Annotated in this window: 20 protein-coding genes (1 of these 20 running past the window's edge); 14 read left to right on the top strand and 6 right to left on the bottom strand. The window is 70.4% G+C overall.

What is annotated here, in order from left to right; all coding sequences use genetic code 11:
- A protein-coding gene (locus HUT10_RS38635) for a transposase (RefSeq protein WP_176175708.1) crosses the window boundary here: on the bottom strand, positions 1-1,496 show its 5' portion. Its footprint begins 52 nt before the window's first position; only the first 1,496 of its 1,548 coding nucleotides appear in the window; it begins with the start codon at positions 1,494-1,496; its stop codon lies beyond the left edge, outside the window.
- 153 nt (positions 1,497-1,649) lie between these two features.
- On the opposite strand from HUT10_RS38635, the gene HUT10_RS38630 reads away from it, so the two are divergent.
- The 5 genes from HUT10_RS38630 to HUT10_RS38610 all read left to right on the top strand — a co-directional run bounded on the left by HUT10_RS38630 (position 1,650) and on the right by HUT10_RS38610 (position 8,338).
- Positions 1,650-4,247 carry a bifunctional FO biosynthesis protein CofGH gene (locus tag HUT10_RS38630; RefSeq protein ID WP_176175707.1) on the top strand — a complete coding sequence of 866 codons (2,598 nt, stop codon included), beginning with the start codon at positions 1,650-1,652 and terminating at the stop codon, positions 4,245-4,247.
- Between the two features lie 80 nt (positions 4,248-4,327).
- Complete coding sequence (locus tag HUT10_RS38625; protein ID WP_303247003.1) at positions 4,328-4,822, top strand: DUF4232 domain-containing protein; 495 nt, start codon at positions 4,328-4,330, stop codon at positions 4,820-4,822.
- Between the two features lie 90 nt (positions 4,823-4,912).
- The gene (locus tag HUT10_RS38620; protein ID WP_176175705.1) at positions 4,913-5,767 is read left to right on the top strand and encodes an arpA protein; all 855 of its coding nucleotides are present in this window, start codon (positions 4,913-4,915) and stop codon (positions 5,765-5,767) included.
- 13 nt (positions 5,768-5,780) lie between these two features.
- The gene (locus HUT10_RS38615; RefSeq protein WP_176175704.1) at positions 5,781-6,605 is read left to right on the top strand and encodes a class I SAM-dependent methyltransferase; all 825 of its coding nucleotides are present in this window, start codon (positions 5,781-5,783) and stop codon (positions 6,603-6,605) included.
- Entirely contained in the window at positions 6,602-8,338 is a 1,737-nt protein-coding gene (locus HUT10_RS38610; RefSeq protein ID WP_176175703.1) for a choline/carnitine O-acyltransferase, read from the top strand. The genes HUT10_RS38615 and HUT10_RS38610 overlap by 4 nt, the downstream gene beginning before the upstream one ends.
- Here HUT10_RS38610 and HUT10_RS38605 read toward each other — a convergent pair.
- On the bottom strand, positions 8,324-9,247 hold the full coding sequence (locus HUT10_RS38605; protein WP_176175702.1) for an alpha/beta hydrolase fold domain-containing protein: 924 nt from the start codon (positions 9,245-9,247) through the stop codon (positions 8,324-8,326). The two genes, HUT10_RS38610 and HUT10_RS38605, sit on opposite strands and share 15 nt — an antisense overlap.
- Positions 9,244-10,026, bottom strand: a complete 783-nt coding sequence (locus HUT10_RS38600) for a class I SAM-dependent methyltransferase (RefSeq protein WP_176175701.1) — start codon at positions 10,024-10,026, stop codon at positions 9,244-9,246. Before HUT10_RS38600 ends, HUT10_RS38605 begins: the two co-directional genes overlap by 4 nt.
- 258 nt (positions 10,027-10,284) lie before the next feature.
- On the opposite strand from HUT10_RS38600, the gene HUT10_RS38595 reads away from it, so the two are divergent.
- The 7 genes from HUT10_RS38595 (at position 10,285) to HUT10_RS38565 (ending at position 21,008) form a co-directional block, all read left to right on the top strand.
- Positions 10,285-12,483 (top strand): discoidin domain-containing protein, encoded by a 2,199-nt coding sequence (locus HUT10_RS38595; protein ID WP_254897217.1) that lies wholly within the window; start codon positions 10,285-10,287, stop codon positions 12,481-12,483.
- A 6-nt stretch (positions 12,484-12,489) separates the two neighbouring features.
- On the top strand, positions 12,490-14,670 hold the full coding sequence (locus HUT10_RS38590) for a discoidin domain-containing protein (protein ID WP_176175699.1): 2,181 nt from the start codon (positions 12,490-12,492) through the stop codon (positions 14,668-14,670).
- A 172-nt stretch (positions 14,671-14,842) separates the two neighbouring features.
- A complete protein-coding gene (locus HUT10_RS38585; protein ID WP_176175698.1) occupies positions 14,843-15,850 on the top strand; it encodes a LacI family DNA-binding transcriptional regulator in 1,008 nt (335 codons plus the stop codon).
- Positions 15,851-16,198: 348 nt separating this feature from the next.
- The gene (locus HUT10_RS38580) at positions 16,199-17,575 is read left to right on the top strand and encodes an ABC transporter substrate-binding protein (protein ID WP_176175697.1); all 1,377 of its coding nucleotides are present in this window, start codon (positions 16,199-16,201) and stop codon (positions 17,573-17,575) included.
- Positions 17,553-18,527, top strand: coding sequence for a carbohydrate ABC transporter permease (locus HUT10_RS38575; protein WP_176175696.1), 975 nt, complete (start codon positions 17,553-17,555; stop codon positions 18,525-18,527). Before HUT10_RS38580 ends, HUT10_RS38575 begins: the two co-directional genes overlap by 23 nt.
- Positions 18,524-19,393 carry a carbohydrate ABC transporter permease gene (locus HUT10_RS38570; RefSeq protein ID WP_176175695.1) on the top strand — a complete coding sequence of 290 codons (870 nt, stop codon included), beginning with the start codon at positions 18,524-18,526 and terminating at the stop codon, positions 19,391-19,393. The genes HUT10_RS38575 and HUT10_RS38570 overlap by 4 nt, the downstream gene beginning before the upstream one ends.
- Before the next feature lie 37 nt (positions 19,394-19,430).
- The gene (locus HUT10_RS38565) at positions 19,431-21,008 is read left to right on the top strand and encodes a glycoside hydrolase family 13 protein (protein ID WP_176175694.1); all 1,578 of its coding nucleotides are present in this window, start codon (positions 19,431-19,433) and stop codon (positions 21,006-21,008) included.
- 49 nt (positions 21,009-21,057) lie between these two features.
- Here the strand turns inward: HUT10_RS38565 and HUT10_RS38560 are convergent, their stop codons facing one another.
- The 3 genes from HUT10_RS38560 to HUT10_RS38550 are packed head-to-tail and all read right to left on the bottom strand — an operon-like array spanning position 21,058 to position 23,255.
- Positions 21,058-21,207, bottom strand: a complete 150-nt coding sequence (locus HUT10_RS38560; protein ID WP_176175693.1) for a hypothetical protein — start codon at positions 21,205-21,207, stop codon at positions 21,058-21,060.
- Positions 21,191-22,039 (bottom strand): DUF5829 family protein, encoded by an 849-nt coding sequence (locus HUT10_RS38555; RefSeq protein WP_254897216.1) that lies wholly within the window; start codon positions 22,037-22,039, stop codon positions 21,191-21,193. The genes HUT10_RS38560 and HUT10_RS38555 overlap by 17 nt, the downstream gene beginning before the upstream one ends.
- A complete protein-coding gene (locus HUT10_RS38550) occupies positions 22,032-23,255 on the bottom strand; it encodes an aminopeptidase (RefSeq protein ID WP_176175692.1) in 1,224 nt (407 codons plus the stop codon). Before HUT10_RS38550 ends, HUT10_RS38555 begins: the two co-directional genes overlap by 8 nt.
- Before the next feature lie 788 nt (positions 23,256-24,043).
- Here HUT10_RS38550 and HUT10_RS38545 point away from each other — a divergent pair.
- Positions 24,044-25,012: a YcaO-like family protein gene (locus HUT10_RS38545; RefSeq protein ID WP_176175691.1), complete on the top strand. Its 969-nt coding sequence runs from the start codon at positions 24,044-24,046 to the stop codon at positions 25,010-25,012.
- An 18-nt stretch (positions 25,013-25,030) separates the two neighbouring features.
- Positions 25,031-26,269, top strand: a complete 1,239-nt coding sequence (locus HUT10_RS38540) for a hypothetical protein (RefSeq protein WP_176175690.1) — start codon at positions 25,031-25,033, stop codon at positions 26,267-26,269.
- The last annotated feature ends 1 nt before the right edge of the window (position 26,270 follow it).

Below are 26,270 nucleotides of genomic sequence, written 5' to 3'. Positions count from 1 at the left end.
CCGGTCAGCAGGCGCTTCGCCCGCGGCCGCCCGCCGGTCGAGGGGTACCGCAGCACCAGCTCGCCGATGCCCGCGAGCTGGTCGAGCAGCTCGCGCACCGACAGGTTCATCCCGGCCCGGTCCGCCTCGCGCCGCATCAGGTGGGTGACCGTCGCGGCCAGGACCGAGACCAGGCCGTGGGCCGCGATCCGCTGCCGCGTCCACTCCCAGCGCGGGGTCGGCCCGGTGACGGCGGGGCCGGTCAGCCAGCGGAACGTCGATTCGAGGTGGGTGCGGGCGCGGTAGGCGGTCACCACCTCGGCCACCGGCCAGTCCCGGTCGGTGACCAGCACCTGCTTGCCGAAGAAATCCTCGTCCAGCCGGGCCAGTGCCGGGGCGTCGATCCGCCGTTCCACCCGGATCTCGCCGGGCCGGTTGCCGCTCAGGGTGGCGGTGAGCACGCGCTCGATGCGGCGGCCGCGCGTCACCCGGCCGATTTCGGCGTGCACCTGGGCCCGGTCGCCGCGGTGGGTGCCGGCCGCGAGGGCTTCCGCGAGGCCGTCGAGCTCCCGGGTCGCGGTGGCCAGCTCGTCGGCGAACGCGCGGGACTGCGCCGCGTGCAGCGTCGCCGAGTGGGTCAGGATCACCCGCCGCCGGACGCCGTCGACGACCGCGTGCGTGTCCAGCGCGGTCAGCCCGGCGAACCGTTCCGGGTCGACGCGCTTGCGGGCGGACGCGGGCTGGGTCAGCAGCTCCGGGTGATCGGTCAGCGGCAGGGACCCGACGAACCCGCTGCGTGAGCCCAGGTCCAGCTGGGCCGCCTGGCCGGCGTGGAAGACGAGGGTCGCGGGCCCGAGCCCGGCCATGACCGAGGCGAACGTCGGGGCCGTGCCGTCGTCCCGCCGGTACAGCCGGGACGCCAGCGGGATCGCGCCGTCCCGGGTCACCCGCAGGCCCGCGCCGGCGAGCACGCCCTGGCAGGCCGACGGCAGCGTGCAGTCCGCCGGGGCGAACGCGGCGAACTGCGGGACGTCGACGGCCAGCGCCGCGTGGTCGTCGAGCTGCTCCAGCACGGCGGCGGAGACGGCCTCCTCGATGCCCGCGATGCGTTCCGGCGTAAGGCGTTCCAGCGCCCGCCACAGACCATCCACTGTGGACAACCGGGACCGGACGAGGTCCGCGGCCGCGCTCGTCTCCCACCACGCCCCGATCGGTGTCTCCGGCGCGGTCGCCCGGTGCAGCACCGCGACGGCGAGGGTCGTCCCCAGCGGCGGCTTCGCGCGCACGACGTCGTCGACGCGGGCGACGAAGTCCAGCCGGGACAGCGTGGCCCACACCGCGGCGACGGCGCCGTACGGCCGGTGCGAGGCCGACTCGGGCTCGCCGCCGGGGACGGCGCGGGCGATCTCGTCGGCCGTGCCGAGGTAACGCTGGGTGACCACCCGCGGCTTGCCGTCCACCCGGGCGGACTCCGCGAGGTAGTAGTACGTCCGTCCGCCGATCTTCTTGCCGACCACCGATGCCACCCTTTAGGTAATACACGTCGAGCCGCTGATCGACAACCACTGCACGGCAGTGACCTGCGACGACGATCACGTCCGGGTACAACCGCAGCCGAGTGCGCAACACACACTGGCTGGTCGCGCGAGGACGGTCCTAGCGTGGGCGGAATGGGACCCGAACCCGGCGCCACCACCCCGACCGCCTCCGCGATGCGCCGCGCGCTCGCCCGGGCGCGTGACGGAAAGACACTGGACGTCACCGAAGCGAGCGTCCTGCTGCACGCCCGCGGTGACGACCTCACCAAGCTGTCCGAGTACGCCTCGCGCATCCGCGACGCGGGCCTGGCCGAAGCCGGGCGCGCCGGCGTCATCACCTACAGCCGCAAGGTGTTCATCCCGCTGACCCGGCTGTGCCGCGACCGGTGCGGCTACTGCACGTTCGTGACCGTGCCCGGCCGGCTCGAATCCCCGTTCCTGTCCCCGGACGAGGTCCTCGACATCGCCCGCAAGGGTGCCGAGATGGGCTGCAAGGAAGCCCTCTTCACCCTCGGCGACCGGCCGGAGGACCGCTGGAAGGCCGCCCGCGAGTGGCTCGACGCGCACGGCTACGACGACACGCTGTCCTACGTCCGGGCGATGGCGATCCGGGTGCTGGAGGAGACCGGCCTGCTGCCGCACCTCAACCCGGGCGTGCTGACCTGGCAGGACTTCCAGCGGCTCAAGCCGGTGGCGCCGTCGATGGGCATGATGCTGGAGACCACCGCGACCCGGCTGTGGAGCGAGAAGGGCGGCCCGCACTACGGCTCGCCCGACAAGGACCCGGCGGTCCGGCTGCGGGTGCTCGAAGACGCCGGACGCAGCAGCGTCCCCTTCACCACCGGCGTCCTGATCGGCATCGGTGAGACGTTCGAGGAGCGCGCGGACGCGCTGTTCGAGATCCGCAAGGTCGCCAAGACCTACGGCGGCATCCAGGAAGTCATCGTGCAGAACTTCCGGGCCAAGCCGGACACGAAGATGCGCGCTACCCCGGACGCCGACCTCGAAGAGCTGGCCGCGAACATCGCCGTCGCGCGGCTGGTGCTCGGCCCGAAGATGCGCATCCAGGCGCCGCCGAACCTGATCGGCAACCAGTACGACCTGATGATCCGCGCCGGCATCGACGACTGGGGCGGGGTCTCGCCGCTGACCCCGGACCACGTCAACCCGGAACGCGCGTGGCCGCAGATCGACGAGCTCGCCCGCCGCACCGAGAAGGCCGGCTTCGAGCTCAAGGAACGCCTCACCATCTACCCGGAGTACGTCAAGGCGGGCGAGCCGTGGCTGGACCCGCGGATCACCCGGCACGTCGCCGCGCTCGTCGACTACGACACCGGGATGGCCCGCGAAGGCGCGATGCCGGTCGGCATCCCGTGGCAGGAGCCGGACGGCGGCTGGCAGGAGTCCGGCCGCACCGACCTGCACACCGAGATCGACACCAGCGGCCGCACCGAGGACCGCCGCAGCGACTTCGATTCGGTGTACGGGGACTGGAAGGAGATCGGCGACCGGATCAAGACCGGGCCGGCCAAGTTCGACACGGACATCCTGGAAGCCTTGCGCAGCGCGGAAAAGGACCCGGCGGGCCTGTCCGACGACGCCGCGCTGGCGCTGCTGCACGCCGACGGCAAGGAACTCGACGCGTTCACCCGGATCGCCGACGACCTGCGGCGCGAGACGGTCGGTGACGACATCACCTTCGTCGTCACGCGGAACATCAACTTCACCAACGTCTGCTATACGGGTTGCCGGTTCTGCGCCTTCGCCCAGCGTCGGACCGACGCCGACGCGTACACGCTCTCGCTGGAGCAGGTCGGCGACCGCGTCGACGAGGCGTGGGCCGCGGGCGCGACCGAGATCTGCATGCAGGGCGGCATCCACCCGGACCTGCCGGGCACCGCGTACTTCGACCTCGCGGCCGAGGTCAAGCGCCGTCAGCCGGAGATCCACCTGCACTCCTACAGCCCGATGGAGGTCGTGAACGGCGCTTCGCGGACCAACCTCTCGCTGAGGGACTGGCTGATCGCGGCCAAGGAGTCCGGCGTGGACTCGCTGCCGGGCACGGCCGCGGAGATCCTCGACGACGACGTCCGCTGGGTGCTCACCAAGGGCAAGCTGCCGACGTCGGAGTGGATCAAGGTGGTCACCACCGCGCACGAGGTGGGCCTGCCGACGACGTCGACGATGATGTACGGCCACGTCGACACCCCGGCGCACTGGGTCGCGCACCTCAAGCTGCTCGCGCGGCTGCAGCGCGAAGGCCTCGAGAAGCACGGCCGGCGCGGGTTCAGCGAGTTCGTGCTACTGCCGTTCATCCACCAGAGCGCCCCGATCTACCTGGCCGGCCTCGCCCGCCCTGGCACGACGCTGCGCGAGAACCGCGCGGTGCACGCGCTGGCCCGGCTGCTGCTGCACGGCACGATCGACAACATCCAGAGCTCGTGGGTGAAGCTCGGCGAAGAAGGCAGCCGCGCGGTGCTGCAGGGCGGCGTCAACGACATCGGCGGGACGCTGATGGAGGAGACGATCAGCCGGATGGCGGGCGCGTCGAACGGGTCGTACAAGACGATCAGCGACATGCGCGCGATGGTCGAGCCGCTGGGCCGCCCGCTGGTCCAGCGCACGACGGGCTACGGACGGCCGTCGGCCGAACGGCTCGCCGCCGCGGAGGCGTCGGACGGCGTCGCGACCGCGGTGCGCAAGCCGCTGCTGCCGCTGCTCACGCCGTGAGGTGGGGCGGGCGCCTTCCGGGGCGCCCGCTACCCTTCCGCCGCATGGGGGTTTCTCGCTTCACACCACTTCTCGTCGTAGTGCTTCTCGCGGGTTGCGGCACGACACCGCCACCACCCGCCCCGACACCGACGCCGCCACCGAGCCCGACGTACGGGCCGCCGCCGCCCACCGGTCTGTCGCTTTCGGCCGGTCCGGTGGAAGCCGGGCTCGGGCACCGCGCGAGCGTCCTGACGCTGACCAACCGGGACACCGTGCCGCGCAAGGTCACCGGCTACCCGGACCTGAAGATCCTCGCGGCCGACGGCAGCCCGCTCGACGTCGAGGTGCGGCACGAGACGTCCTACTTCGCCCCGGACCCCGGCCCGCAGGACCTCACGCTCCAGCCGGGTGAGAAGGCGCTGTCGGTGCTCGCCTGGTCGGCCACCGTCACCAGCGGTGACAAGCACACCGGCGCCGCGATCGCCGTGGTCCCGATCCCCGGGGAGCCGGTGCAGAAGCAGCCGCTGGAGACCGATCTCGGCACCACCGGCACCGTCGAGCTGAGCGCCTGGGCGAGCCGGATCGGCAACTGACAACCCTGTGTCACCGCTCACAAACCGACGGTTGACCAGCGGGATTCTGTGCTAACTCTGTTCCTTCACCCGCCGGAAGGGACCTCGACGATGAGCACCTCCGTAGCGCCACTGGAAATGGTCGACACCGACCGCTACCCGCTCACCGATCCGGACAGCCCGGCCTGGCGGGAGACGGTCGGCCGCACCCGCGCCGAGCTGGCCGACGCCGGCTGCAGCGTCCTCGCCGACTTCATCCGCCCCGAGCTGCACGACGTCCTGCGCGCGGAGTGCGCCGCGCTCGAACCGCACGCGTACACGAAGATCGAGCAGGTCAACGCCTACAACACCGCGGTCGGCGAGCCACTGCCCGAAGACCACCCCGGCCGGACGATCATGGAACGCGGCAACGCCTTCGTCGCGCGCGACCGCATCCCGGCGTCCTCGATCATCAGCCGGCTCTACACCAGCCCGGTGTTCCAGCGGTTCGTCGCCGACTGCTTCGGGCTGCCGGAGCTGCACGAGCTCGCCGACCCGCTGTCGGGCCTGACGCTCAACGTGATCGCCCCGGGCCGCGCGCACCCGTGGCACTTCGACACGAACACCCACACCGTCAGCATGCTGACGCAGGCCGCGGACGACGGCGGGATCTTCGAGTACTGCCCGAACATCCGCTCCGCCGCCGACGAGAACTTCCCGGCGGTGCGCTCGGTGCTGGCCGGTGACACCCGGCCGGTCCGGCGGCTGGACCTGCGGCCCGGTGACCTGCAGCTGTTCAAAGGACGCTTCGCGCTGCACCGGGTGAGTACCGTGGCGGGCGCGATCGCGCGGCACTCGGCGATCTTCGCCTACAGCGAGCGGCCGGGCGTCATCGGCAGCGCGGAGCGGACCCGGCAGCTGTTCGGCCGCGTCCTGCCCGCCCACCTCGCGGAGCGGACCGCCCGCGGCGACGAACTGCTCGACTAGAGGAGCCTGGCCCGTGCCCTTCGACTCGACCGGCAAGATCTCGTTCGACCACATCTACACCGCGCCCGACCCCCGCCCGTTCTTCGGCACGCTCAAGCGAGTCGGCTACGGAATCCCGCAGCTGGCGAAGCCGTACTTCGCGAAGCTGGTCGCCGAGCACCCCGCCGGGCGGCCGACCGTGCTCGACGTCGGCTGCTCCTACGGCGTCAACGCGGCCCTGCAGCGCTGCGAAGCGACGATGGACGACCTCTACGCCCACTACACCGACCCGGCCGTGCGCGCGCTGGACCACGCCGGGCTGGTCGAAGTGGACCGCAAGCGCATCCGCACCGGCAACCCCCGGTTCTACGGCCTCGACAGCTCGGCTCCGGCGCTCGAATACGCGCTGTCCGCCGGTTTCCTCGACGAGGCGATCCACGCCGACCTCGAGCGCGACGACCCGGACAGCACCCAGCAGAAGCTGCTGGACGACGTCGACGTCGTCGTCTCGACCGGCTGCGTCGGGTACGTCACCGAGAAGACGCTCTCCCGGGTCGCCCGCGGCGCGCGGCCGTGGATGGCGCACTTCGTGCTGCGGATGTTCTCCTACGAGCCGATCGCCGAGAGCCTGGCCGGGCTGGGGTACGACACCGCCCGCGTCGGCGGCGTCTTCCGGCAGCGGCAGTTCGCCTCCGGCGAGGAGCAGACGCAGATCCTGGACACGCTGAGCGCGGCCGGGGTCGACCCCACCGGACTGGAGTCCGACGGGTGGCTCTACGCGCAGCTGTATGTTTCCCGTCCTGATGGCTCGGCCGCGGACCTCGCGGCCGCCCTCGCCGACTCCGACGAAGAAGGATGACCGTGAGCAGTCCGGAATGGTCCACCCGCACCTTCGGCAACGAGGACCGCCTTCCCCGCGTCCCCGTCCCCACGCTGGAGGACAGCCGCCGCCGCTTCCTCGAATGGTGCGCCCCGCTGCTGACGCCGGAGGAGCTGGCGGAGACCGAAGCGGCGCTGGCCGAGTTCGTGGCGGGCCCGGGCCCGGAGCTGCAGGCGCGGCTCGAGGAGTACGACCGCTCGCCGGGCGTGCGCAGCTGGCTCGACACGTTCTGGCCGTACCGCTACCTCGGCCGCCGCGACCGGATCGCGCTCAACGCCAACTTCTTCTTCCTGTTCCAGGACTCCCCGCTCGGCCAGGTGGAGCGCGCGGCCGAGCTGACCGCGGCCGCCGTGGACTACAAGCTGAAGCTCGACGACGAACTCGTGCCGCCGGTGCTCCTGCGCGGCACGCCGCAGTCGATGGTGCAGCACAAGTACCTCTTCTCGGCCACGCGGATCCCGGGCCCGCTGCTGGACACCGCGCGCACGCGGTTCCCGTCGCCCGAGCGGCACATCGTCGTGTTCTCGAAGGGCACGCCGTTGCGCATGGACGTCATCGACGGAGACGGGCGTCCGTACTCGCCCGCGCAGATCGCCGAGGGGCTGCGCGCGATCCTCAAGGACGACCACGTCACCGACGTCCCGGCCGGGCCCTTCACGACGAAGGCGCGCGCGGAGTGGGCGGCTTCGCGGGCCGCGCTGATCGAAGCGGGCAACGCCGCCGCGCTGGAGACCATCGAGACCGCGCTGTTCTGCCTGTGCCTGGACGACTCCACGCCGTCGGACGCCCAAGAAGCCTGCGACCGGCTGCTGTACGGCCAGAACCGCTGGTACGACAAGGCGGTCTCGCTGGTCGTGTTCGAGGACGGCACCGCGGGGATCAACGTCGAGCACTGCGAACTCGACGGCACCACGATCCTCGGCTTCACCGACGCGCTGCTGAGCGGCGCACGCGAAGCGCGTGAGTCCGCTTCGGGCGTTCCGGGCCACGAAGTCGTCGAGTTCACGCTGACCGACGCACTCCGCGAAGACGCGCGCGCCGCCGCGGCGGACTTCAAGGCGTACGCGGACGCGACGGCAACGCAGACCGTGTCGTTCGACTTCGGCGCGAACCGGGCGAAGGAGCTGGGGATGTCCCCGGACGCCTTCGCGCAGATGTCGTACCAGCTGGCGCACCGCCGCGCGAAGGGCCTGACGGGAGCGACGTACGAGTCGATCGCGACCCGGCAGTTCCAGAACGGCCGGACCGAGGCCATGCGGGTGGTCACGCCGGAGGTCGTGCGCTTCGCCGACGTCATGACTTCGGACGCTTCGCGCGACGAGAAGCGAGCGGCGTTCCGCGCGGCGGCGGCGAAGCACGTGGCGCGGGCGAAGGAGTGCCAGGCCGGGGACGCGCCGGAGCAGCACCTGTGGGAGCTGCAGCTGATCGGCAAGCGCCGCGGGGACACCCCGGACCTGGCGCTGTTCTCCTCGCCGGGCTGGCTGAAGACGCGCAACGACTACCTGAGCACCAGCTCGGCGCCGTCGGTCAACATCCGGTACTTCGGGTTCGGGTCGACCAGCCCGCAGTGCATCGGCATCGCGTACGTGCTGCTGCCGGACCGCTGGAACATCTACCTGAGCACGCCGAAGCACGTCTCGGCGGAGATGTACCGCTTCGCCGACGAACTCGCTGTCGCGGTGCGAGAGCTGCAGGAGCTACTGGCCGAGTAGGCGGCGCAGCCACGTCCGCCGGGCGGCCCTGGCCGCCCGGCTGATCGCCGCCTCCGGGACGAGCGAGTCGAAGCCGTGGAAACCGCCGGGCCACACGTGCAGCTCGGCGTCCCCGCCCGCCTGCCAGATCCGGTTGGCGTAGGCGACGACCTCGTCGCGGAACGTCTCGACCGCGCCGACGTCCAGGAACGCCGGCGGCAGGCCGGAGAGGTCCTCGGCCCGGGCCGGGGCCGCGTAGGCCGGGACGTCGGCGGTGCCGCGGCGGTCGCCGAGGTAGGCCGTCCAGCCGATGAGGTTCGCCGTCCGGTCCCAGAGGCCGTGGCCGTCGAGGCCGATCGCCGACGGCGTGTCGTTGCGGTCGTCGAGCATCGGGCAGGCGAGCAGCTGACCGGCCAGTGCCGGTCCGCCGCGGTCGCGGACCAGCAGCGCCAGCGCCGCGGCCAGCCCGCCACCCGCGCTGACCCCGCCGAGCACCAGCGGACCGGCGAAGCGCTCGGCCGTCCACTCCAGACCGGCGCGGCAGTCCTCGAGCGCCGCCGGGTACGGGTGCTCGGGCGCGAGCCGGTAGCCCGGCGAGACGACGGTCAGGTTCGGCTCGCCCGACCACGCCAGCACGTTCCGCGCGTCCTGGCCGAGGTGGCTGCTCGCGATCAGGCCGCCGCCGTGCACGTAGTACAGGACGCCCACGCTCTCGGGCGGGCGCAGGACCAGCAGCGGGACCTCGCCCGCGTGCTCCTCGGACACCCGATACGCCGGGTGGGCCGCGGCCAGCTTCTCGACGGTCCAGTTGTCCGCGGCGTTCAGCTCGCGGCGGCCCGGGATTTCGTCCAGCCGGGACAGCGACGGGCGAAGCGCCCGCAACGCCGTGATGACCGGCGCCAGCTCCGGGTCGAACCGGGGCGGTGTCACGGCGCCGGGGTCGAGACGACGAGGACCAGCGAGCCCTCGAAGGCCGGCTGCTCGCGCAGCTTGCCGTACCGGCGCTCCCACGTGCCGTCGTCGAGGTCGTGCTGCAGCTCCGCGGCGAACCGGTGGTGGACGCGGTCGTCGACGAAGCTCCAGGCCGAGCACGACAGCCGCGCACCCGGGTCCAGGAGGCGTTCCGGGCGGGCGTAGTAGGCCTCGTTGAAGCCGTCCGTGCAGTCGATCGGGATCGGCACGCCGATGACCGAGGTGTGGCCGCCGAGGCCGTCGGCGATGTCGTCGACCGACGGGTAGCGGCGGGCCTCCGTCTCGATCACCTCGGGTGCGTAGTCGAGCAGCCAGAACCGGCGCAGCCGCTCCGGGTCGCAGGTGAGGACCGCGATCGGGCCGCGGGTGACGCGGCGCATCTCCTTGAGGCCGGTCCACAGGTCGTTCCACTGGTGGACGCTGAACGTGCTCATCGCGCCTTCGAACGCCCGGTCCCCGAACGGCAGCTTCTCGGCGACGGCGTCCACGGCAGGCGGCAGCCCCGCCGGGCGCTGCGCGCGCATCGACGCCGACGGCTCGACCGCGGTCACTTCGCGGTCTTCGGGTTCGTACGCGCCCGCGCCCGCTCCGACGTTCAGCACGGTCCGCGCGTCACCCAGCGCGTCGAGGATGTACCGGCCGATCCGGGGATCCGGCTTGCGGTAGTCGGTGTAGACCCCGCCGATGGCGCCGTAGTCGGCGTCCCCGGCGCTGCCGTCCGCACGTCGCTGGCTCATGACTGAAAAGTATCAGCGCAGGCCGCCGGTGGGGGCGTTGCTCCGCCGGGCGTAAGCGGACGTCGGGCATGCGGCCCAGCCGTCAATTCCTGTCGCAAACTTGCGTAAGTTCGTTCAAGTATTGCGATTTCCTGTCCGCGATTCGTATGATCCGGATCACAGAGGTCCCCACCTGCTGCGGAAAGGCCAGTGCCGCCCATGTCCCTCAGCTCTGTCTTGAGTGCGCCCAAAATTCGCTTCGGTGCATTAGCCACGGCGGTGATCGCCGCCGCCGGGCTCACCATCGCCGCCGCTCCGGCGCAAAGCACCGCCCTCGCCGCCGCCCGCGGCGCGTCCGTGCCGTTCCTCGAACAGGAAGCGGAAACCGCCGCGACCAACGGATCGGTCATCGGCCCGAACCGCGCCGCCGGCACCCTCGCCGGCGAAGCCTCCGGCCGGAAGGCGGTGACGCTCTCCGGCCAGGGCCAGTACGTCGAGTTCACCCTCACCGCCCCCGCGAACTCGATCGATTTCCGGTACAGCGTCCCGGATTCTGTCAACGGCACGATCTCGCTCTACGTCGCCGGCGCCCACAACCGGGACATCGCCCTGACGTCGAAGTGGGCCTGGTACTACGGCTCGTACCCGTTCACGAACAACCCGGGCGACGGGCACGCGCACCACTTCTACGACGAGACCCGCGCGCTGCTCGGCACCTCGTACCCGGCCGGCACCAAGATCCGGCTGCAGGTGGACGCGGGCGACGTCACCCCGGTCACCGTCGACCTCGCCGACTTCGAGCAGGTCGGCGCGGCCGCCACCCGGCCCGCGAACTCGGTGTCCGTCACCGACTACGGTGCCACCGCGAACGACACCGGCGACGACGCGGCCGCGTTCGACGCCGCCGTGTCCGCCGCGCGCAGCCAGGGCAAAGAGGTCTGGATCCCGTCCGGCACCTTCACCCTCGGCCACCACATCACCGTCGACCAGGTGACGATCCGCGGCGCGGGTCCCTGGTACTCGGTGCTCACCGGGCCGCGGGCCGGCATCTTCGGCAAGGGCGAACCGGCGAGCTGCGGGACGTCGACGTATCCCGGCAACCCGGCCGTGCCGGGCACCAGCAGCGCGGTGAAGCTGTACGACTTCGCGATCATCGGCCAGGTCGACGCGCGCGTCGACTGCGACCAGTCGAACGCCATCGGCGGCGCGCTGGGCGGCGGCTCGGTCGTGCAGAACCTGTGGCTGCAGCACACGAAGGTCGGGCTGTGGCTCGACGGGCCGTTCGACGGGCTCACCGTGTCCGGCAACCGGATCCTCGACCAGACCGCCGACGGGCTGAACCTGCACCAGGGCATCAGCAACGTCACCGTGACGAACAACTTCCTGCGCAACACCGGCGACGACGGCCTGGCCATGTGGTCCGAGCACGACGCCGACCACCACAACACGTTCTCTTTCAACACCGTGCTGCTGCCGATCCTCGCCAACAACATCGCGGTCTACGGCGGCCACGACAACACCGTGTCCGACAACGTCGTGGCCGACAACCAGGACCAGGGCGGCGGCCTGCACGTCGCCAACCGGTTCAGCGCGGTGCCGCTGTCGGGGACCACGACCGTCGCGCGCAACACCGCGATCCGCACCGGCGTGCTCGACTCGAACTGGCAGTTCGGCGTGGGCGCGCTCTGGTTCGACGGCCGCGACTCGGCTATCACCGGCCGTGTCGACGTCACCGACCTCGACCTGCAGGACAACAACTACGAGGCCATCCAGTTCATCGACAGCGCCACGACCGACGTGCACTTCACCAACGTCCGGATCTCCGGGGCCGGCACGTTCGCCTGGCAGATCCAGGCCAAGCCGACGGGGTCGGTGAAGAACGTCGTCGCGACCGGGGTCGGCCGCGCCGGCGTCTACAACTGCATGGGCCCGGACGCGCTGAGCGGCCTCGCCGACCAGGGCGGCAACTCCGGCTGGACGACGACGTACTGCGGTTCGTGGCCGTCGCCGGTCTACGGCTCGGACAACGGCGGCACGACGACCCCGACCACGCCGCCGACGACCACCACGACCCCGACCCAGCCGGGCGGGAACCTGGCGCTGCACAAGAGCGTCAGCGCGTCCGGGTCGCAGGGCGGGTTCCCGCCGGGCAACGCGGTCGACGGGGACGCGAACTCCTACTGGGAGAGCGCGAACAACGCGTTCCCGCAGTCGTACACAGTGGACTTCGGCAGCACGGTCAGCGTCTCCCGGCTGGTACTGAAGCTGCCGCCGTCCTCGGCGTGGGGCACCCGCACGCAGACGATCTCGGTCGACGGCGTCAAGGCCGCGGCCGGCTACTCGTTCGACCCGGCGTCCGGCAACACCGCGACGGTGACGTTCCCGGCGACGTCGGTGCGCACCCTGCGCCTGACCTTCACCGGCAACACCGGCTGGCCCGCCGGGCAGCTGTCCGAACTCGAAGCCTATTCGTCCTGAGAGGTGATGACGATGTCCCGCATCCCGGCGCTACTCGCCGCCGCGCTCGCCGCGTCCGGCCTGACCGTCCTCTCCGGCGCCACTCCGGCCGCCGCAGCCACCTGTCCCACCACGGCTTCCGGCGGCGCGAGCGTGCCGTTCCGGACCGTCGAAGCCGAGTGCTCGGCGACCAACGGCTCGGCCGTCGGCCCCGACTACACGCAGGCATCGCCGGCCTCGGAAGCCTCCGGGCGGCAGGCGGTCCGGATCACCACCGGCCAGTACGTCGAGTTCACGCTGCCCGCCGCGGCGAACTCGATCAACGTCCACTACAGCGTCCCGGACGGCTCTTCGGGCCGCCTCACGGTCTTGGTCAACGGGACCAGGCTGGCCCTGCCGGTCACCTCCCGGTATTCCTATGTGGACACCAGCTGGATCCCCGGCGCGAAGACGCACCACTTCTTCGACGACGCCCGGCTCCTGCTCGGGCAGAACCTGGCCGCGGGCGCGAAGGTGCGGGTGCAGGCCGACTCCGGTGACGTCGGCCAGGCGACCATCGACCTCGCCGACTTCGAGCAGGTCGGCGGCGCGGGCGCGAAACCGGCGAACGCGCTGTCGGTGACCGACTACGGTGCCACGGCGAACGACTCCTCGGACGACTCGCAGGCGTTCCGCAACGCGCTCTCGGCAGCTCGTTCGCAGGGGCGTGAGGTGTGGGTGCCGTCCGGCCGGTTCGAGATCGGCTCGGCCCTGCAGATCGACCAGACGACCGTCCGCGGCGCCGGCCAGTGGTACACCGTGCTGCACGGCAACAACATCTTCAACAACGGCAGCGCGTCCGGGAACATCAAGCTCTACGACTTCGCCGTGTTCGGTGACGTCACCGAACGCAACGACGGCAGCCCGGACAACGCGTTCCACGGCGTTCTCGGCTCCGGCTCGGTCGTGTCCGGCCTGTGGATCCAGAACACGAAGTGCGGGCTGTGGCTGATGAACGGCGCTTCGTCGAACCTCACCATCGAGAACAACCGCATCCTCGACACCCAGGCCGACGGCGTCAACTTCGACGGCGCCGTCACGAACTCGACCCTGCGCAACAACTACCTGCGCAACAACGGCGACGACGGGCTCGCGCTGTGGGCCAACGGCCAGGCCGACTCCGGCAACTCGCTGGTCAACAACACGGTCGTGCAGCCGAACCTGGCCAACGGCATCGCGCTCTACGGCGGCTCGAACAACACGGTGAGCGGCAACCTCGTCCAGGACACCAACGCACTCGGCGGCGGCTACCTGGTCGCGAACCGGTTCAATTCGGTGCCGTTGTCCGGCACGGTGACGCTGTCGAACAACACCGCGCTGCGGGCCGGGGCGCTCGACCCGAACTGGCAGTTCGGTGTCGGCGCGCTGTGGTTCGACGCGCGCGACCAGGCGATCACCGGCGTGACCATCCGCGTCACGGGCTTCACCGCCATCCAGAGCCCGTACGAAGCCATCCAGTTCATCGACGGCAACGGGCAGGGCAAGCCGATCCAGGGCATCACCATCGACGGCGTCTCGGTGCAGGGCGCCGGCACGTTCGTGGCGCAGTCCCAGACGCAGGGTTCGGTGTCGATCAGCAACCTGACGGCCTCCGGCGTCGGCGTGACCGGGACGTACAACTGCCCCTACCCGACTTCGATCCCGAAGATGACGTTCAGCGGGTCGGGCAACAGCGGCTGGACCGGCACCTGGGGCGACTGCTCGACCTGGCCCGCGCCGAACTCGGGACCGCCGCAGCCGCCGCAGTCCGGCACCAACCTCGCCCGCGGGAAGGCGATCACCGCGTCCGGGTCGCAGGGCGGGTTCCCGCCGTCGAACGCCAACGACGGTGACGCGAACTCCTACTGGGAGAGCGCGAACAACGCGTTCCCGCAGACGCTGACCGTGGACCTCGGCGCCGTGGCGGCGATCAACAAGGTGACCCTGAAGCTGCCGCCGTCCTCGGCCTGGGGCGCGCGCACCCAGACGGTGACGATCTCCGGCAGCACCGACGGCGGCTCGTACACGACGCTGGTGGGTTCCCGCGGTTACGCGTTCGACCCGGCGTCCGGCAACACGGCGTCGGTGTCCTTCGCGACGACGTCCCAGCGGTTCGTGCGGCTGACGTTCACCGGCAACACCGGCTGGCCCGCCGGTCAGGTGTCGGAGTTCGAGGTGGCCGCGGCCTGATGTGACGATCCGGCACGGCGGCTCGACGGTTCCCCACGGAACCCTCGGGCCGCCGTGTGCTGCACCAGCATCGCCCCGGAGATCATCCGGGGGGAGGACCAGTGCCGCGTCTGCTGCTCGTCGCGAAGTAGGCCGTCGTACTTTTGCGCTCGGTTGCTGTAAAGTTTCAGCCATGACGCGTCGCCTTGCCGAAGTCGCCCGCCAGGTCGGGGTCAGCGAAGCCACGGTCAGCCGGGTGCTCAACGGCCGGTCCGGGGTGTCCGCGAGCACCCGGGCCGCCGTGCTCACCGCGCTGGACGTGATGGGGTACGAGCGGCCCACCCAGCTGCGGGGCGAGCGCGCCCGCCTGGTCGGGCTGGTGCTGCCGGAGCTGCAGAACCCGATCTTCCCGGCGCTGGCCGAGATCATGGGCAACGCGCTGGCCCAGCAGGGGTTCACCCCGGTGCTCTGCACGCGCACCGCGGGCGGGGTGTCGGAGGCGGAGTACGTCGAGCTGCTCCTGCAGCAGCAGGTGTCGGGCGTGGTGTTCGCCGGCGGCCTGTACGCGCAGGCGGACGCGGTCCACACGCACTACCACCACCTGGTCGAGCGCCGGCTCCCGACGGTGCTGATCAACGCGGCGGTCGACCACCTCGGGCTGCCCCAGGTCTCGTGCGACGACGCGGTGGCCGTCGAGCAGGTGGTCGGGCACCTGAGCTCGCTCGGGCACGAGAAGATCGGCCTGGTCCTCGGCCCCACGGACCACGTGCCGTCGCAGCGCAAGCTCGAGGCGTTCCGCGCCTACGCGGCGAAGCTGGGGTTGCCGGTGCTGGACGAACTGGTCGAGCACGGGATGTTTTCCATCGAGGGCGGCCACGCGGCGGCGGCCCGCCTGTACCCGCGGGGCGCCACGGCGGTGCTGTGCGCGAGCGACCTGCTGGCCCTCGGAGCCGTCCGCGCGGCCCGCCGGCAGGGGCTGTCGGTGCCGGAGGACATCTCGGTGGTCGGCTACGACGACTCGGCCCTGATGAACTGCACGGACCCGCCCCTGACAACCACCCGCCAGCCGATCGAGGCGATGGGGCGCGCGGTGGTGGAGCTGCTGGTCAAGCGCATCAACGGGGGCGAAGTGGCGGCGGAGGAGCTGCTGTTCGCGCCCGAGCTGGTGGTGCGGGGGTCGACGGCCCGCCGCATCGACTGACCCGGGTTCACCGGAGCGCGACGGCTTGCGGGCCGTCGCGCTTTTTCATGCGCCCGCATCCGGACGACACGCGTGATCCCCCAGCCGACACGCGTGATTGGAGGGTCGACACAGCTCAGCCCCGTGTCGACCCTCCGATCACGCGAGTCGACCTCTCAATCACGCGAGTCGACCTCTCAATCACGCGAGTCGCCCCCCAATCACGCGAGTCGACCCTTCCGACACCAGGCGTCCGCGGCCTGTTCGTAACTTGCAAAGTCTCGTCGGCTTATTGCGCCGATCCGGTCTCCCACTTTAGAGTGACCGCAATCACGTGACAGCCGTCGCGACCCCGAGAAGAGGCTTGAGATGAGCAGTCCCTGGTCCAGAACCGCCACCCGACGGATGTTCTGCCTGCTCGCCGCAGGTGGGCTCGCCCTCACCGCCGCCGCCTGCGGGGACGGCGACACCGCCGCCCAGAGCGGCGGGAAGGTCAAGATCACCGTCACCGGGCAGCCGCCGACCAGCCAGCCGTTCGAGCGCAGCGTGTTCGACGCCGACGTCAAGGAGTTCGAGGCGTCCCACCCGAACATCCAGATCGAGCCCCACGAGGGGTTCATGGACCCGAAGACGTTCTCCGCGAAGCTCGCCGGCGGGCAGCTCGAAGACGTCTACTACGTCTACTTCACCGACCCGGCGCAGATCATCGCGCGCCACCAAGCCGCCGACATCACCGAAGCCGCGAAGAGCGTCCCGCACGTCAACGACATCAAGCCGGAACTACTGGACAACTTCCGCGATGCGAACGGCAAGCTCTACGGCCTGCCCACGATGAACTACACCATGGGCCTGCTCTACAGCCGCCCGCTGTTCCAGAAGGCCGGGCTCGACCCCGACAAGCCGCCGCAGACCTGGGACGAAGTCCGCGAAGCCGCGAAGAAGATCTCCGCGCTGGGCAACGGCGTCGTCGGGTACGCCGACTACAGCAAGAACAACCAGGGCGGCTGGCACCTCACCGGCTGGCTCTACTCGATGGGCGGCGACGTCGCCCGCAAGGACGGCGACAAGTGGGTCGCCGACTTCGCGAACGAGAAGGGCAAGCAGGCCCTGCAGTACCTGCACGACATGCGCTGGACCGACAACTCCATGGGCGCCAAGCAGCTGCTCGAAGCCCAGGACGTCCAGCGCATGATGGGCGCAGGCCAGCTCGGCATGTACATGGCCGCCCCGGACAACGTCCCCGTGCTCGTCAAGCAGTTCAACGGCAAGTACGAGGACTACGGCATCGCCGGCATGCCCGGCGGCCAGGGCACCCTGCTCGGCGGCGAGGGCTACATGATCAACCCGAAGGCGTCGCCGGAGAAGGTGAAGGCCGGCCTCGAGTGGATCCAGTGGAAGTACCTCAACCCGGACCGCTTCGAGAAGCACATCCAGCAGTACGTCGACGGCAAGCAGCCGGTCGGCCTGCCCGCCGAGCCGACGCCCGACGTCTGGACCGGCTCCGTCCGCGAGCAGCAGCTGGCCCTGAAGGCCAAGTACGCCAACGTTCCCGCGAAGAACTTCCAGTCCTACGTGGACACCACGAGCCGCATCAAGGGCAGCATCGAGCCGCCGAACGCGCAGCAGATCTACGCCGCGCTCGACAGCGTGATGCAGGCCGTGCTGACCGACCAGAGCGCGAACATCGACCAGCAGCTGTCGTCCGCGTCGTCGAAGGTCAACAGTGTCCTCGCCCAGGTCAAGTAGCCTGCTCGCCTGGCCCGCGACATCCTCGTCGCGGGCCAGGCGCCCGGCTGCCTCGCAAGAAGAGCGGCGCCGCACCGCGCTCAAGCGGAAGATCAAGGAGAACCTCACCGCGTACGGCCTGCTCTGCGCCGCGCTGGTGGTGTTCGCCCTGTTCTCCTGGTACCCGATCGTCCGCGGGGTCCTGCTGAGCTTCCAGCAGGTCGACTTCGTCAACGCGCCGACGTGGGTCGGCTTCGACAACTTCACGAAGCTGTTCGAAGACCCGCTGTTCGGCGTCGCCTGGCGCAACACGCTGCTGTTCACCGGGCTCGCGCTCGTTTTCGGCTTCGCCGTCCCGTTCCTCACCGCGGTGCTGCTGAACGAACTCCGCCACGCCAAAGCGTTCTTCCGGCTCGCCGTCTACCTGCCGGTGATGCTGCCGCCCGTGGTGACGGCCCTGATGTGGAAGTGGTTCTACGACCCGGGTCCTGGCCTGTTCAACTCCGCGCTCGGGGCGGTCGGCCTGCCCGGCGGCCAGTGGCTGGATTCGAGCAGCACGGCGATGCTGAGCCTGGTCTTCGTCTCGACGTGGGCCAACATGGGCAGCACCACGCTCATCTACCTCGCCGCGCTCGGCACGATCCCCGGCGAGCTCTACGAAGCCGCGGAGCTCGACGGCGCCGGTCTGTGGAAGCGCCTGCGGCACGTGACGTTCCCGCAGACGCGATTCGTCCTGCTGGTACTGCTCCTGCTGCAGGTCGTCGCGACCATGCAGGTGTTCACCGAGCCGTACGTGATGACCGGCGGCGGCCCGGACGACTCCACGGTGACCGTGCTCCTGCTCCTGTACCGCTACGCCTTCGTCTACAACGACTTCGGCTCGGCGAGCGCGATGAGCCTGCTGCTGTTCGTGGCGCTCGGCGTGTTCTCGGCGTGGTACGTCCGGCTGACGCGGAAGGCGGACCAGTCATGAGGACCCTCGTCTCCCCCGGCGCGCTGCGCAGCCCGCGCGGCAAGGTCGTCTACGGCGTCGTCTTCGCCTGCACCCTGCTGGTTTTCCTGCTGGCCTTCATGTTCCCGCTCTACTGGGTCGTCACCGGCGCGCTGAAGTCACCACAGGAACTGGCGCAGACGCCGGCAACGCTCGTCCCGCACGAGTGGCACCCGGAAACCTTCGCCGACGCGTGGGACCAGCTGAGCCTGGGCAAGTACTTCCTCAACACGCTGATCGTCGCGGGCGGCGCGTGGCTGGCGCAGCTGGCCATCGACGTCCCGGCTGCGTTCGCGCTGTCGAAGCTGCGCCCGAAGTTCGGCAACGTCGTGCTCGGGCTCATGCTGGCCACGCTGATGCTGCCCGCCACCGCACTGCTGGTCCCGACGTACGTCACGGTGACGGACCTGCCGCTGCTGCACCTCAACCTGATCAACTCGCCGGCCGCGGTCTGGCTGCCGGCGGCGGCGAACGCGTTCAACATCTACCTGCTCAAGCGGTTCTTCGACCAGATACCGGACGAGCTGATCGAGGCCGCGCGCATCGACGGCGCCGGCCCGGTGCGCACGCTCTGGCGGATCATCCTGCCGATCTCGCGGCCGATCCTGGCCGTGGTGTCGATCCTCGCGGTGGTCACCGCGTGGAAGGACTTCATCTGGCCGCTGCTGGTGTTCCCGGACACCGAAAAGCAGACGCTCTCGGTGATGCTGCAGCGGGTGGCGATCGACATGCCGCTCAACGTGCTCGTCGCCGGGATGGTGCTGGCCAGCCTGCCGATGGTGGCGCTGTTCCTGGCCTTCCAGCGGCAGATCCTCGCCGGGCTGACCGCCGGCAGCATCAAGGGCTGAGGCCTTCCTTTCCACGACAAGCAGGAGGGGCACTTTCGTGACCGACAAGACCGGCTGGTGGCGGAGCGCGGCGATCTACCAGGTGTACATCCGCAGCTTCGCGGACGGCAACGGCGACGGCGTCGGCGACCTGGCCGGCGTCCGCGCCCGGCTGGACCACCTGGCCGACCTGGGGGTCGACGCGATCTGGTTCACGCCGTGGTACCCGTCGCCGATGGACGACGGCGGCTACGACGTCGCCGACTTCCGCGACATCGAGCCGCTGTTCGGCACCCTCGCCGAGGCGGAGGACCTGATCGCCGAGGCACACGCCCGCGGCATCCGGGTGATCATCGACATCGTGCCCAACCACTGTTCCGACGAGCACCGCTGGTTCCAGGCCGCGCTGGAAGCGGGGCCGGGATCGCCGGAGCGGCAGCGGTTCTGGTTCCGGCCCGGCCGCGGCCCGGACGGCAGCGAGCCGCCGAACAACTGGAAGTCCCGCTTCGGCGGGTCCGCGTGGACGCGCGTGCCCGACGGCGAGTGGTACCTGCACCTCTACAGCTCGCGCCAGCCCGACTTCAACTGGGACAACCCGGAGATCCGCACGGAGTTCGAGGACGTGCTGCGCTTCTGGTTCGACCGCGGCGTGGACGGCTTCCGCATCGACGTCGCCGACGGCCTGGTCAAGGACCCGCACCTGCCCGACGTCGACGACGGCGACGAGACGCCGTTCTCCGACCAGGAAGGGCTGCACGAGATCTACCGCTCGTGGCGCAAGATCGCCGACAGCTACGGCGGCGAACGCGTGCTGGTCGGCGAGATGTGGCTGCCGGACATGTCGCGGGCCGCGCGCTACCTGCGCCGCGACGAGCTGCACTCGGCGTTCAACTTCGACTTCCTGGTCTGCCCGTGGGACAGCGAGCGCTTCCGGGACGTCATCACCCGCACGCTGCGCGCGCACGACGAGGTCGGCGCACCGGCGGCGTGGGTGCTGTCGAACCACGACGTCACCCGGCACGTCACCCGCTACGGCAGGCAGGGCGACACGGGGTTCAGCTTCGCGAACCGCCTGCACGAGCTGCCGGTGGACCTCTCGCTCGGCACCCGGCGCGCCCGGGCGGCGGCGCTGCTGACGCTGGCCCTGCCCGGCGGCCTGTACGTCTACCAGGGCGAGGAGCTGGGGCTGTGGGAGGTTCTGGACATCCCCGACGAGCTGCGCCAGGACCCGGTCTTCGCCCGCACCCACGGCACCGACCCCGGCCGCGACGGCTGCCGGGTGCCGATCCCGTGGTCCGGCGAGGAGCCCCCGTTCGGCTTCGGCAGCGGGGACGCGTGGCTGCCGCAGCCGGCCGCCTGGAGCGAGTACACGGCCGAGGCGGAGGCGGCGGACCCGGCGTCGATGCTGTCGCTGTACCGCAACGGCCTGCGGATCCGCCGGTCGCTTCCCGCGGGGGCGCTCGAGTGGCTTTCGCTGGGCGAAGGCGTGCTGGCGTTCCGGATCGGGACCGGGTTCACGTTCGCGCTGAACTTCTCGGCCACGCCGGTCCCGCTGCCGGCCGGGGAAGTCCTCCTGGCCAGTGGCGAGGTCACTGACACGTTGCCGACGGACACGGCGGTCTGGCTGCGGCACTAGAACACACCGGAGGCCACCGCCGGACAAACCCGCGGCGGCCTCCGGTGGCTCACCCGACGCGCTCGGACAGCTTGAACACGGTGCCCCACGGGTCGCGGAAGAACGCGAGCCGCGCGCTGATGCCGGCGACCTCGAACGGCGGGTTGACGACGCCGAACCGCTGGCGGCCCCGGCGCCGCCGGTCACGCGTTCGCCGCAAAGGTCCAGACCGCACGCGGGCCGGGGCCGACGGTGAGGGTGGAGTTGCCGATCTCTTCGCTGTGCGCCAAGGGCATCGGCTCGACCAGTGCCATGTCCACCTGACGCAGCCCGGCGGCCGCGCGCGGTACCGCGTCGAACCGCAGCACCGCGCCGCCTCCTTCGGCGACCACGCCCCCGGGTCCTTCCCGCACCGTGTACCCGCCCGCCCGCAGCAGGGGAACGCTGCCGGCGAGGTCGTCCGCGGTGACGGCGACCCTGACCCCGGTGAAGTCGAGCAGGTGCGGTGATCGGCGGTAGCTGTCGAGGTAGCGCTCACGGCCGACATCGCCGGGGTGGGCCTCGGGCCCGCTCCCGCTGCGCGGGTCGGCGAAATACGATTGTTCGTATTCCATTCCCCAAACCCGGAACGCGTCGTAGATCTGCGTCGTGTAGACGGCCCGGAACCACGGAATCAGCACCCCGTCACCGAAATCGCGCGGGTGACGGCGCTCGACCGGCGTCGGCACCCCGAGCTCCGGCAGCCTGCCGGCGACCGCGGCCAGCTCGCCCGCGCTCTCCACGGACAGGCCCACTCCCGCCGAACCGAGCGCGGCTTCCCGACCGGGCACGTCGCCGGCCCTGAACAGCTCCAGGTACGTCGTGCGGCCCATCACGTACCACCCGGTCCACGTCCGGCTGTCGTCCGTCGTGGTACGGGGGTGGCAGCCGGCGAACGTCCGCAGGTATTCGGACGCGGCGACCGCGTCGGCGGTCACCGCGTCCAGCACTCCGTAACAGTGGTTGAGCTGCAGCAGCTGCCGTTCTTCCGCGGCGGTGCGGCTTTCAGGCATCCAGCTGCCACTCGTCGCCGTGCACCAGCGGAACCGCGGCGCCGCCCGGCTCGATGCCGTCCACCTCCACCTCCGGACCGCCGACCATGAAGTCCAGGTGGATGCTCGACTGGTTGATGCCGATTTCCCGCAGGGCCACCGGATCGTTCGCCGGCGCGTCCTCCACCGCGAACGGCGCGCCGTTGCCGAGAGCGAGGTGGCACGTCGCGTTTTCGTCGAGCAGCGTGGTCCGGAAGAGCGTGTTCAGCTTGCCCACCCTCGACGTCGCGTCCACCAGGGCCACCTCACCGAACCGGGTCGCCCCTTCGTCCCGGGACATCAGCTGGTGGATCGTCTTCTCGCCGGCGGACGCACTCGCCTCCTCCACCCGGCCGCCCGCGACGCGCAGGGTCAGGTCCCGCACCTCGACGCCGCCCGCGTAGAGGGGCCGGGTGGCGCGGACGACGCCGTCGGCGCGGCGGAGGTCCGGGACCGTGCCGATCTCCTCGGTCGGCAGGTTGGGCAGGTGCTTCTGCCCCCATTCCGTCTCGAAGACCGCGGCTCCCCAGCGCGCGGCCGGCAACAGGCCGACGGTCAGGTCGGTACCGGGTCCGCGGAACCGGATGGCGTCGAAGTGCCGCTCGGTGATGGCCTTCGCCCGCGCTTCCAGCCGCGCCATGTGCTCCTGCCAAGCCGCGACCGGGTCCGGCTCGTCCAGCCGCACGGCTCGCTCGATCAGCCCCCACAACCGATCGACGTCGGGTTCGCCGAACAACGCTTCGGCCCACCCCTCGGTCGGGCACGCGATGATCGACCAGGCGACCGCGCGCTCGTTGATGCCACGCAGGTGTTCCTTGCGGACGTCGATCGCGTCCGCGCGGGCGACCCGGCCGCCGTCCAAGCCCGCCATCGCGTTCGGGTCCGGGTCGCCGACGATCACCATGCGGCACACGTGCCGGCGCCTGCCTTCTTCGAGCCGCTTGACCTGCCAGGGCGGCGCCCAGCCCAGGCCCTCGTCGGCACCGAACTCCACCTGCGCGCGCAGGATCTGCTGGTCGTTGTACAGGACATCCACGTAACGGGCGCCTGCCGCGTAAGCCGCGCGTGCCACGCTGCGGGCGAGTGGTGCGTGCTCCACCGCCGCCTCGACCAAGAGGTCCTGACCCGGCCGGAGACACACGCCGACCTCCACTGCCAGCTTCGCATAGCGGTTCAACCGCTCGACCGTGCTCACCATCGACCCGTCCCCTTTGTTACATTCAGGTAAGATCCGCGAATTCGCCCGACAATACAACAGAAGAGTGGTAATGCGCCTCGCGCACTGTTTCTTGATCGTCCGCACGTGCATCCTCGCCGATCACGGAGATCACTATAGCGAGCCGACGACCGGATACCTACGGGCACAAGCGGAAACCATGATCAATTGAAGGCCGCCCGTTGCCTGTCAGGCGATCAGAATTGTACGGCCGGAAGAGCGTGCAATTAGCCCGAATGGCATACCGTTGAACGTTACCTTGGCATTCTGGAAGAGATCCTGCTAGCATCGGGGAGCGATCACGGCTCGGTTCCGAGTCGCATGGGGACTGGGGCGGAAATCGCAAATTTGAACCATCAATCAGAGGTAATTCACCTTTCGGAGGATTGAAATGGTCGAGTTTGAGCTGGACATCGTCGAGGACACGCAGGACTTCCCCGTTCTCCTCTGCACCTCGTACTAAGGGGAACAGCTCGCCGATGACCTGTTCGGGCTTATCTGGAGGGGCCTGTCGAGAAGCCAGCTGATCCCTGGCACAGTTTCGATACGTTCTTGCGCGATATTACTGTCGTGCCCTTCGGTGTCGTGCGGCCGAAGGGCGGTTCTGCCGTGGTAAATCGCGCAATTCCGCCCGAGCGGGCGTCAATCACAGCGAACTGAAGCGGACGGGCGGGTCTCGTCACGAGGCCTGCCCGTCCGTCAGAACGGAGCATCTTTCGGTGAGCGCTACGCCGATTCTCGATGATCAGTTGTATCTGGGGTTGGATCACGTGGATGCCCGGTCCGGTCGTTTCGCGGGCGGGGCCTGCGACGACGTGCCCGAACGGGCCATGGTGCGGGCACACGGCGAAGCCACCGAGCGGGCGAGTTTGATCGAGAACGGTCCGCTCATGGTCATCTCCCGGGGTGAGGCGGTGGAACGTGGCCTTTCCCTGTTCACCCCGCACGAAATCCTCGAAGACGCCGAGGACTGGGTCCCGGCCCGGAGCGCCACGACCGGCGAGGCCGCCGGCGTGCCGGCGGACGCCGCGCTGCTCCGCAGGGTGAGCACCAAGCTGCGCGTACTGCCGTGGCGGCAGAGTTCGGTCGGCACGGCCGCACACCCGGACCGCGACGTCGCCGGCGTCAGCGGGATCCTGGAATGCCTGGAACGCCAGGCGATCAGGCGGGTGTGGGCGGGAACGGTCACGCTGGAGCCCGCCACCGAGCAGCTCGCCGAACTGATACCGCCCGGGCTGGCGAAAGCGCTTGCGGACCGCCGGCTCGTCGCCCACGCCTGGGGGGTGCGGGAAATGGCGCCGATCCACGTCACGCTGGTCCTGGTCGGCAGGCACGACCGGGCCCAGGCGACCTTCGGCGCCGGTGCGGGGTTCACACAGGGGCCCGCGCTGCTGCACGCGTTGCACGAGGCCGTGATGGTGCGGGCCTCGCTGGGGAATCCCGTCAACCGGAGCGAACCCGAATTCCTCCGCGGCGCCCGTTCGGCCGGTCACCAGGAGGCGTTCCTGTCCTTCCTTCGCCACCTCGAGAAACCCGTCGGCGAGGCGAGCGACCCGGCCGCGATCACGCCCTCCGAACTGCCGGCATTCGTCGAAGACCGATTCGGTGTCGCGCCGCTGCTCATCGACGTGCCGTCGGTGAACGCCACCGCCGTCGTCAAGGCGGTCATCCCGTCGGCGGAGTTCCTGACGCCGCGGTCGGGCGGCGACTACATCGTCGCTCCGGGCTACCTGGAATAGCAGAAGGGATCTTCAACGATGACTTCGACCGCCGCGAGACGCCCGGGGCTGACCGATTACCCCCGATCAGACGACACCGCGTTGGCCACGCTGGAACTCTCCGACCACAACCGGACGATGGTGCTGCGGCGGCGTGAGCTGTGGTCGACCTACCTGCGCGGCCACGGCAACCCGGACGCGGCAGTGGCCACGCGGTTCATCCCGCTGCTGCTCGAGCTGATCCGCACCCGCTCCGGCGAGGGGCTCCCGTTCGTGCCCGGCTCGTACTACCCGCCCGGTTTCCGTCAGCACGTCCTCGGTCACACCGCATTCCCGGACGACGCCATCGATCACCGGTTGAGCGCGAAGGACGAGAGCGGGCTGCCGTTCCTGGCGGAACTGCGCGCCATGCTGGCGCCCGGCTCGGACGTCTCCGTGCCGACCCTCACGTCACTGGCGCAGGTCCTCAACGTGCTGGGGTTGTTCAGCGTCTCCGCCAAAGCGCTCGGCAAACGAGCCGTCGAAAGCGGCGACCCCGTTCTGACCTACGAAGTGGCCCGTTCGTACTACGGGCTCGTCACCGATTCGGACAAGGCGGCACAACCGTTCCACACGCTGGCCGCGGACACCGGGATTTCACCGGGGACCCGGCTGAGCGCCTACGGCAGGCTGATCGCGCACTACTGCCGGCGGCAACGCGACCTCGACGAGTGCGCCGAGGTGGCCGCGGACGCGCAGGCGCTGATCGACGGCGTCACGGCGGACACCTTCGACCTCCGCCTGTACGTCAGCCGGACCTACCGGGCACTCGCGCTGTACGCGGTGCGCCGTCGCGACATGGCGGACATCGCCGACAAGATGCAGCTCGCCATCGACCTCGCCAGAGGCCTGAGCGCCGCGGCGAGCACCCCGGCGGAAAAGGTGGCGGCCGCGCAGAACGAGCGGCTGAGCCTGGAGGCCAGTCTCAAGGCGTTCATCAACTCCAAGGGCCGCGCGATGGTCATCGACATGGAACCGGACGCGGCGGCCGGCCGGCTGCTCGAACTCGACCCGGGTGATCCCTACACGCAGCTCTACGCGGGCGACACGCTGTGGATGACCGGCCACGACGAACGCGCTCTCGAATGCTTCACGACGGGCGGCGCGCTCGGCACCTTCCCCGGTGCGCTGGCCGCGGCGCGGGCCGGCGTCGCCTTCGACACGTTGGGGCGCAAGGAAGAGTCGGAAACCTGGTTCGCGGTGGCCGCGGAACTGGACCCCGCCGCCACGGCGGCCTGAC

Origin of the sequence: Amycolatopsis sp. Hca4 (genome assembly GCF_013364075.1) — a bacterium.
Taxonomy (GTDB): Bacteria; Actinomycetota; Actinomycetes; order Mycobacteriales; family Pseudonocardiaceae; genus Amycolatopsis.
This window is presented reverse-complemented; position numbering and strand designations above follow the sequence as displayed.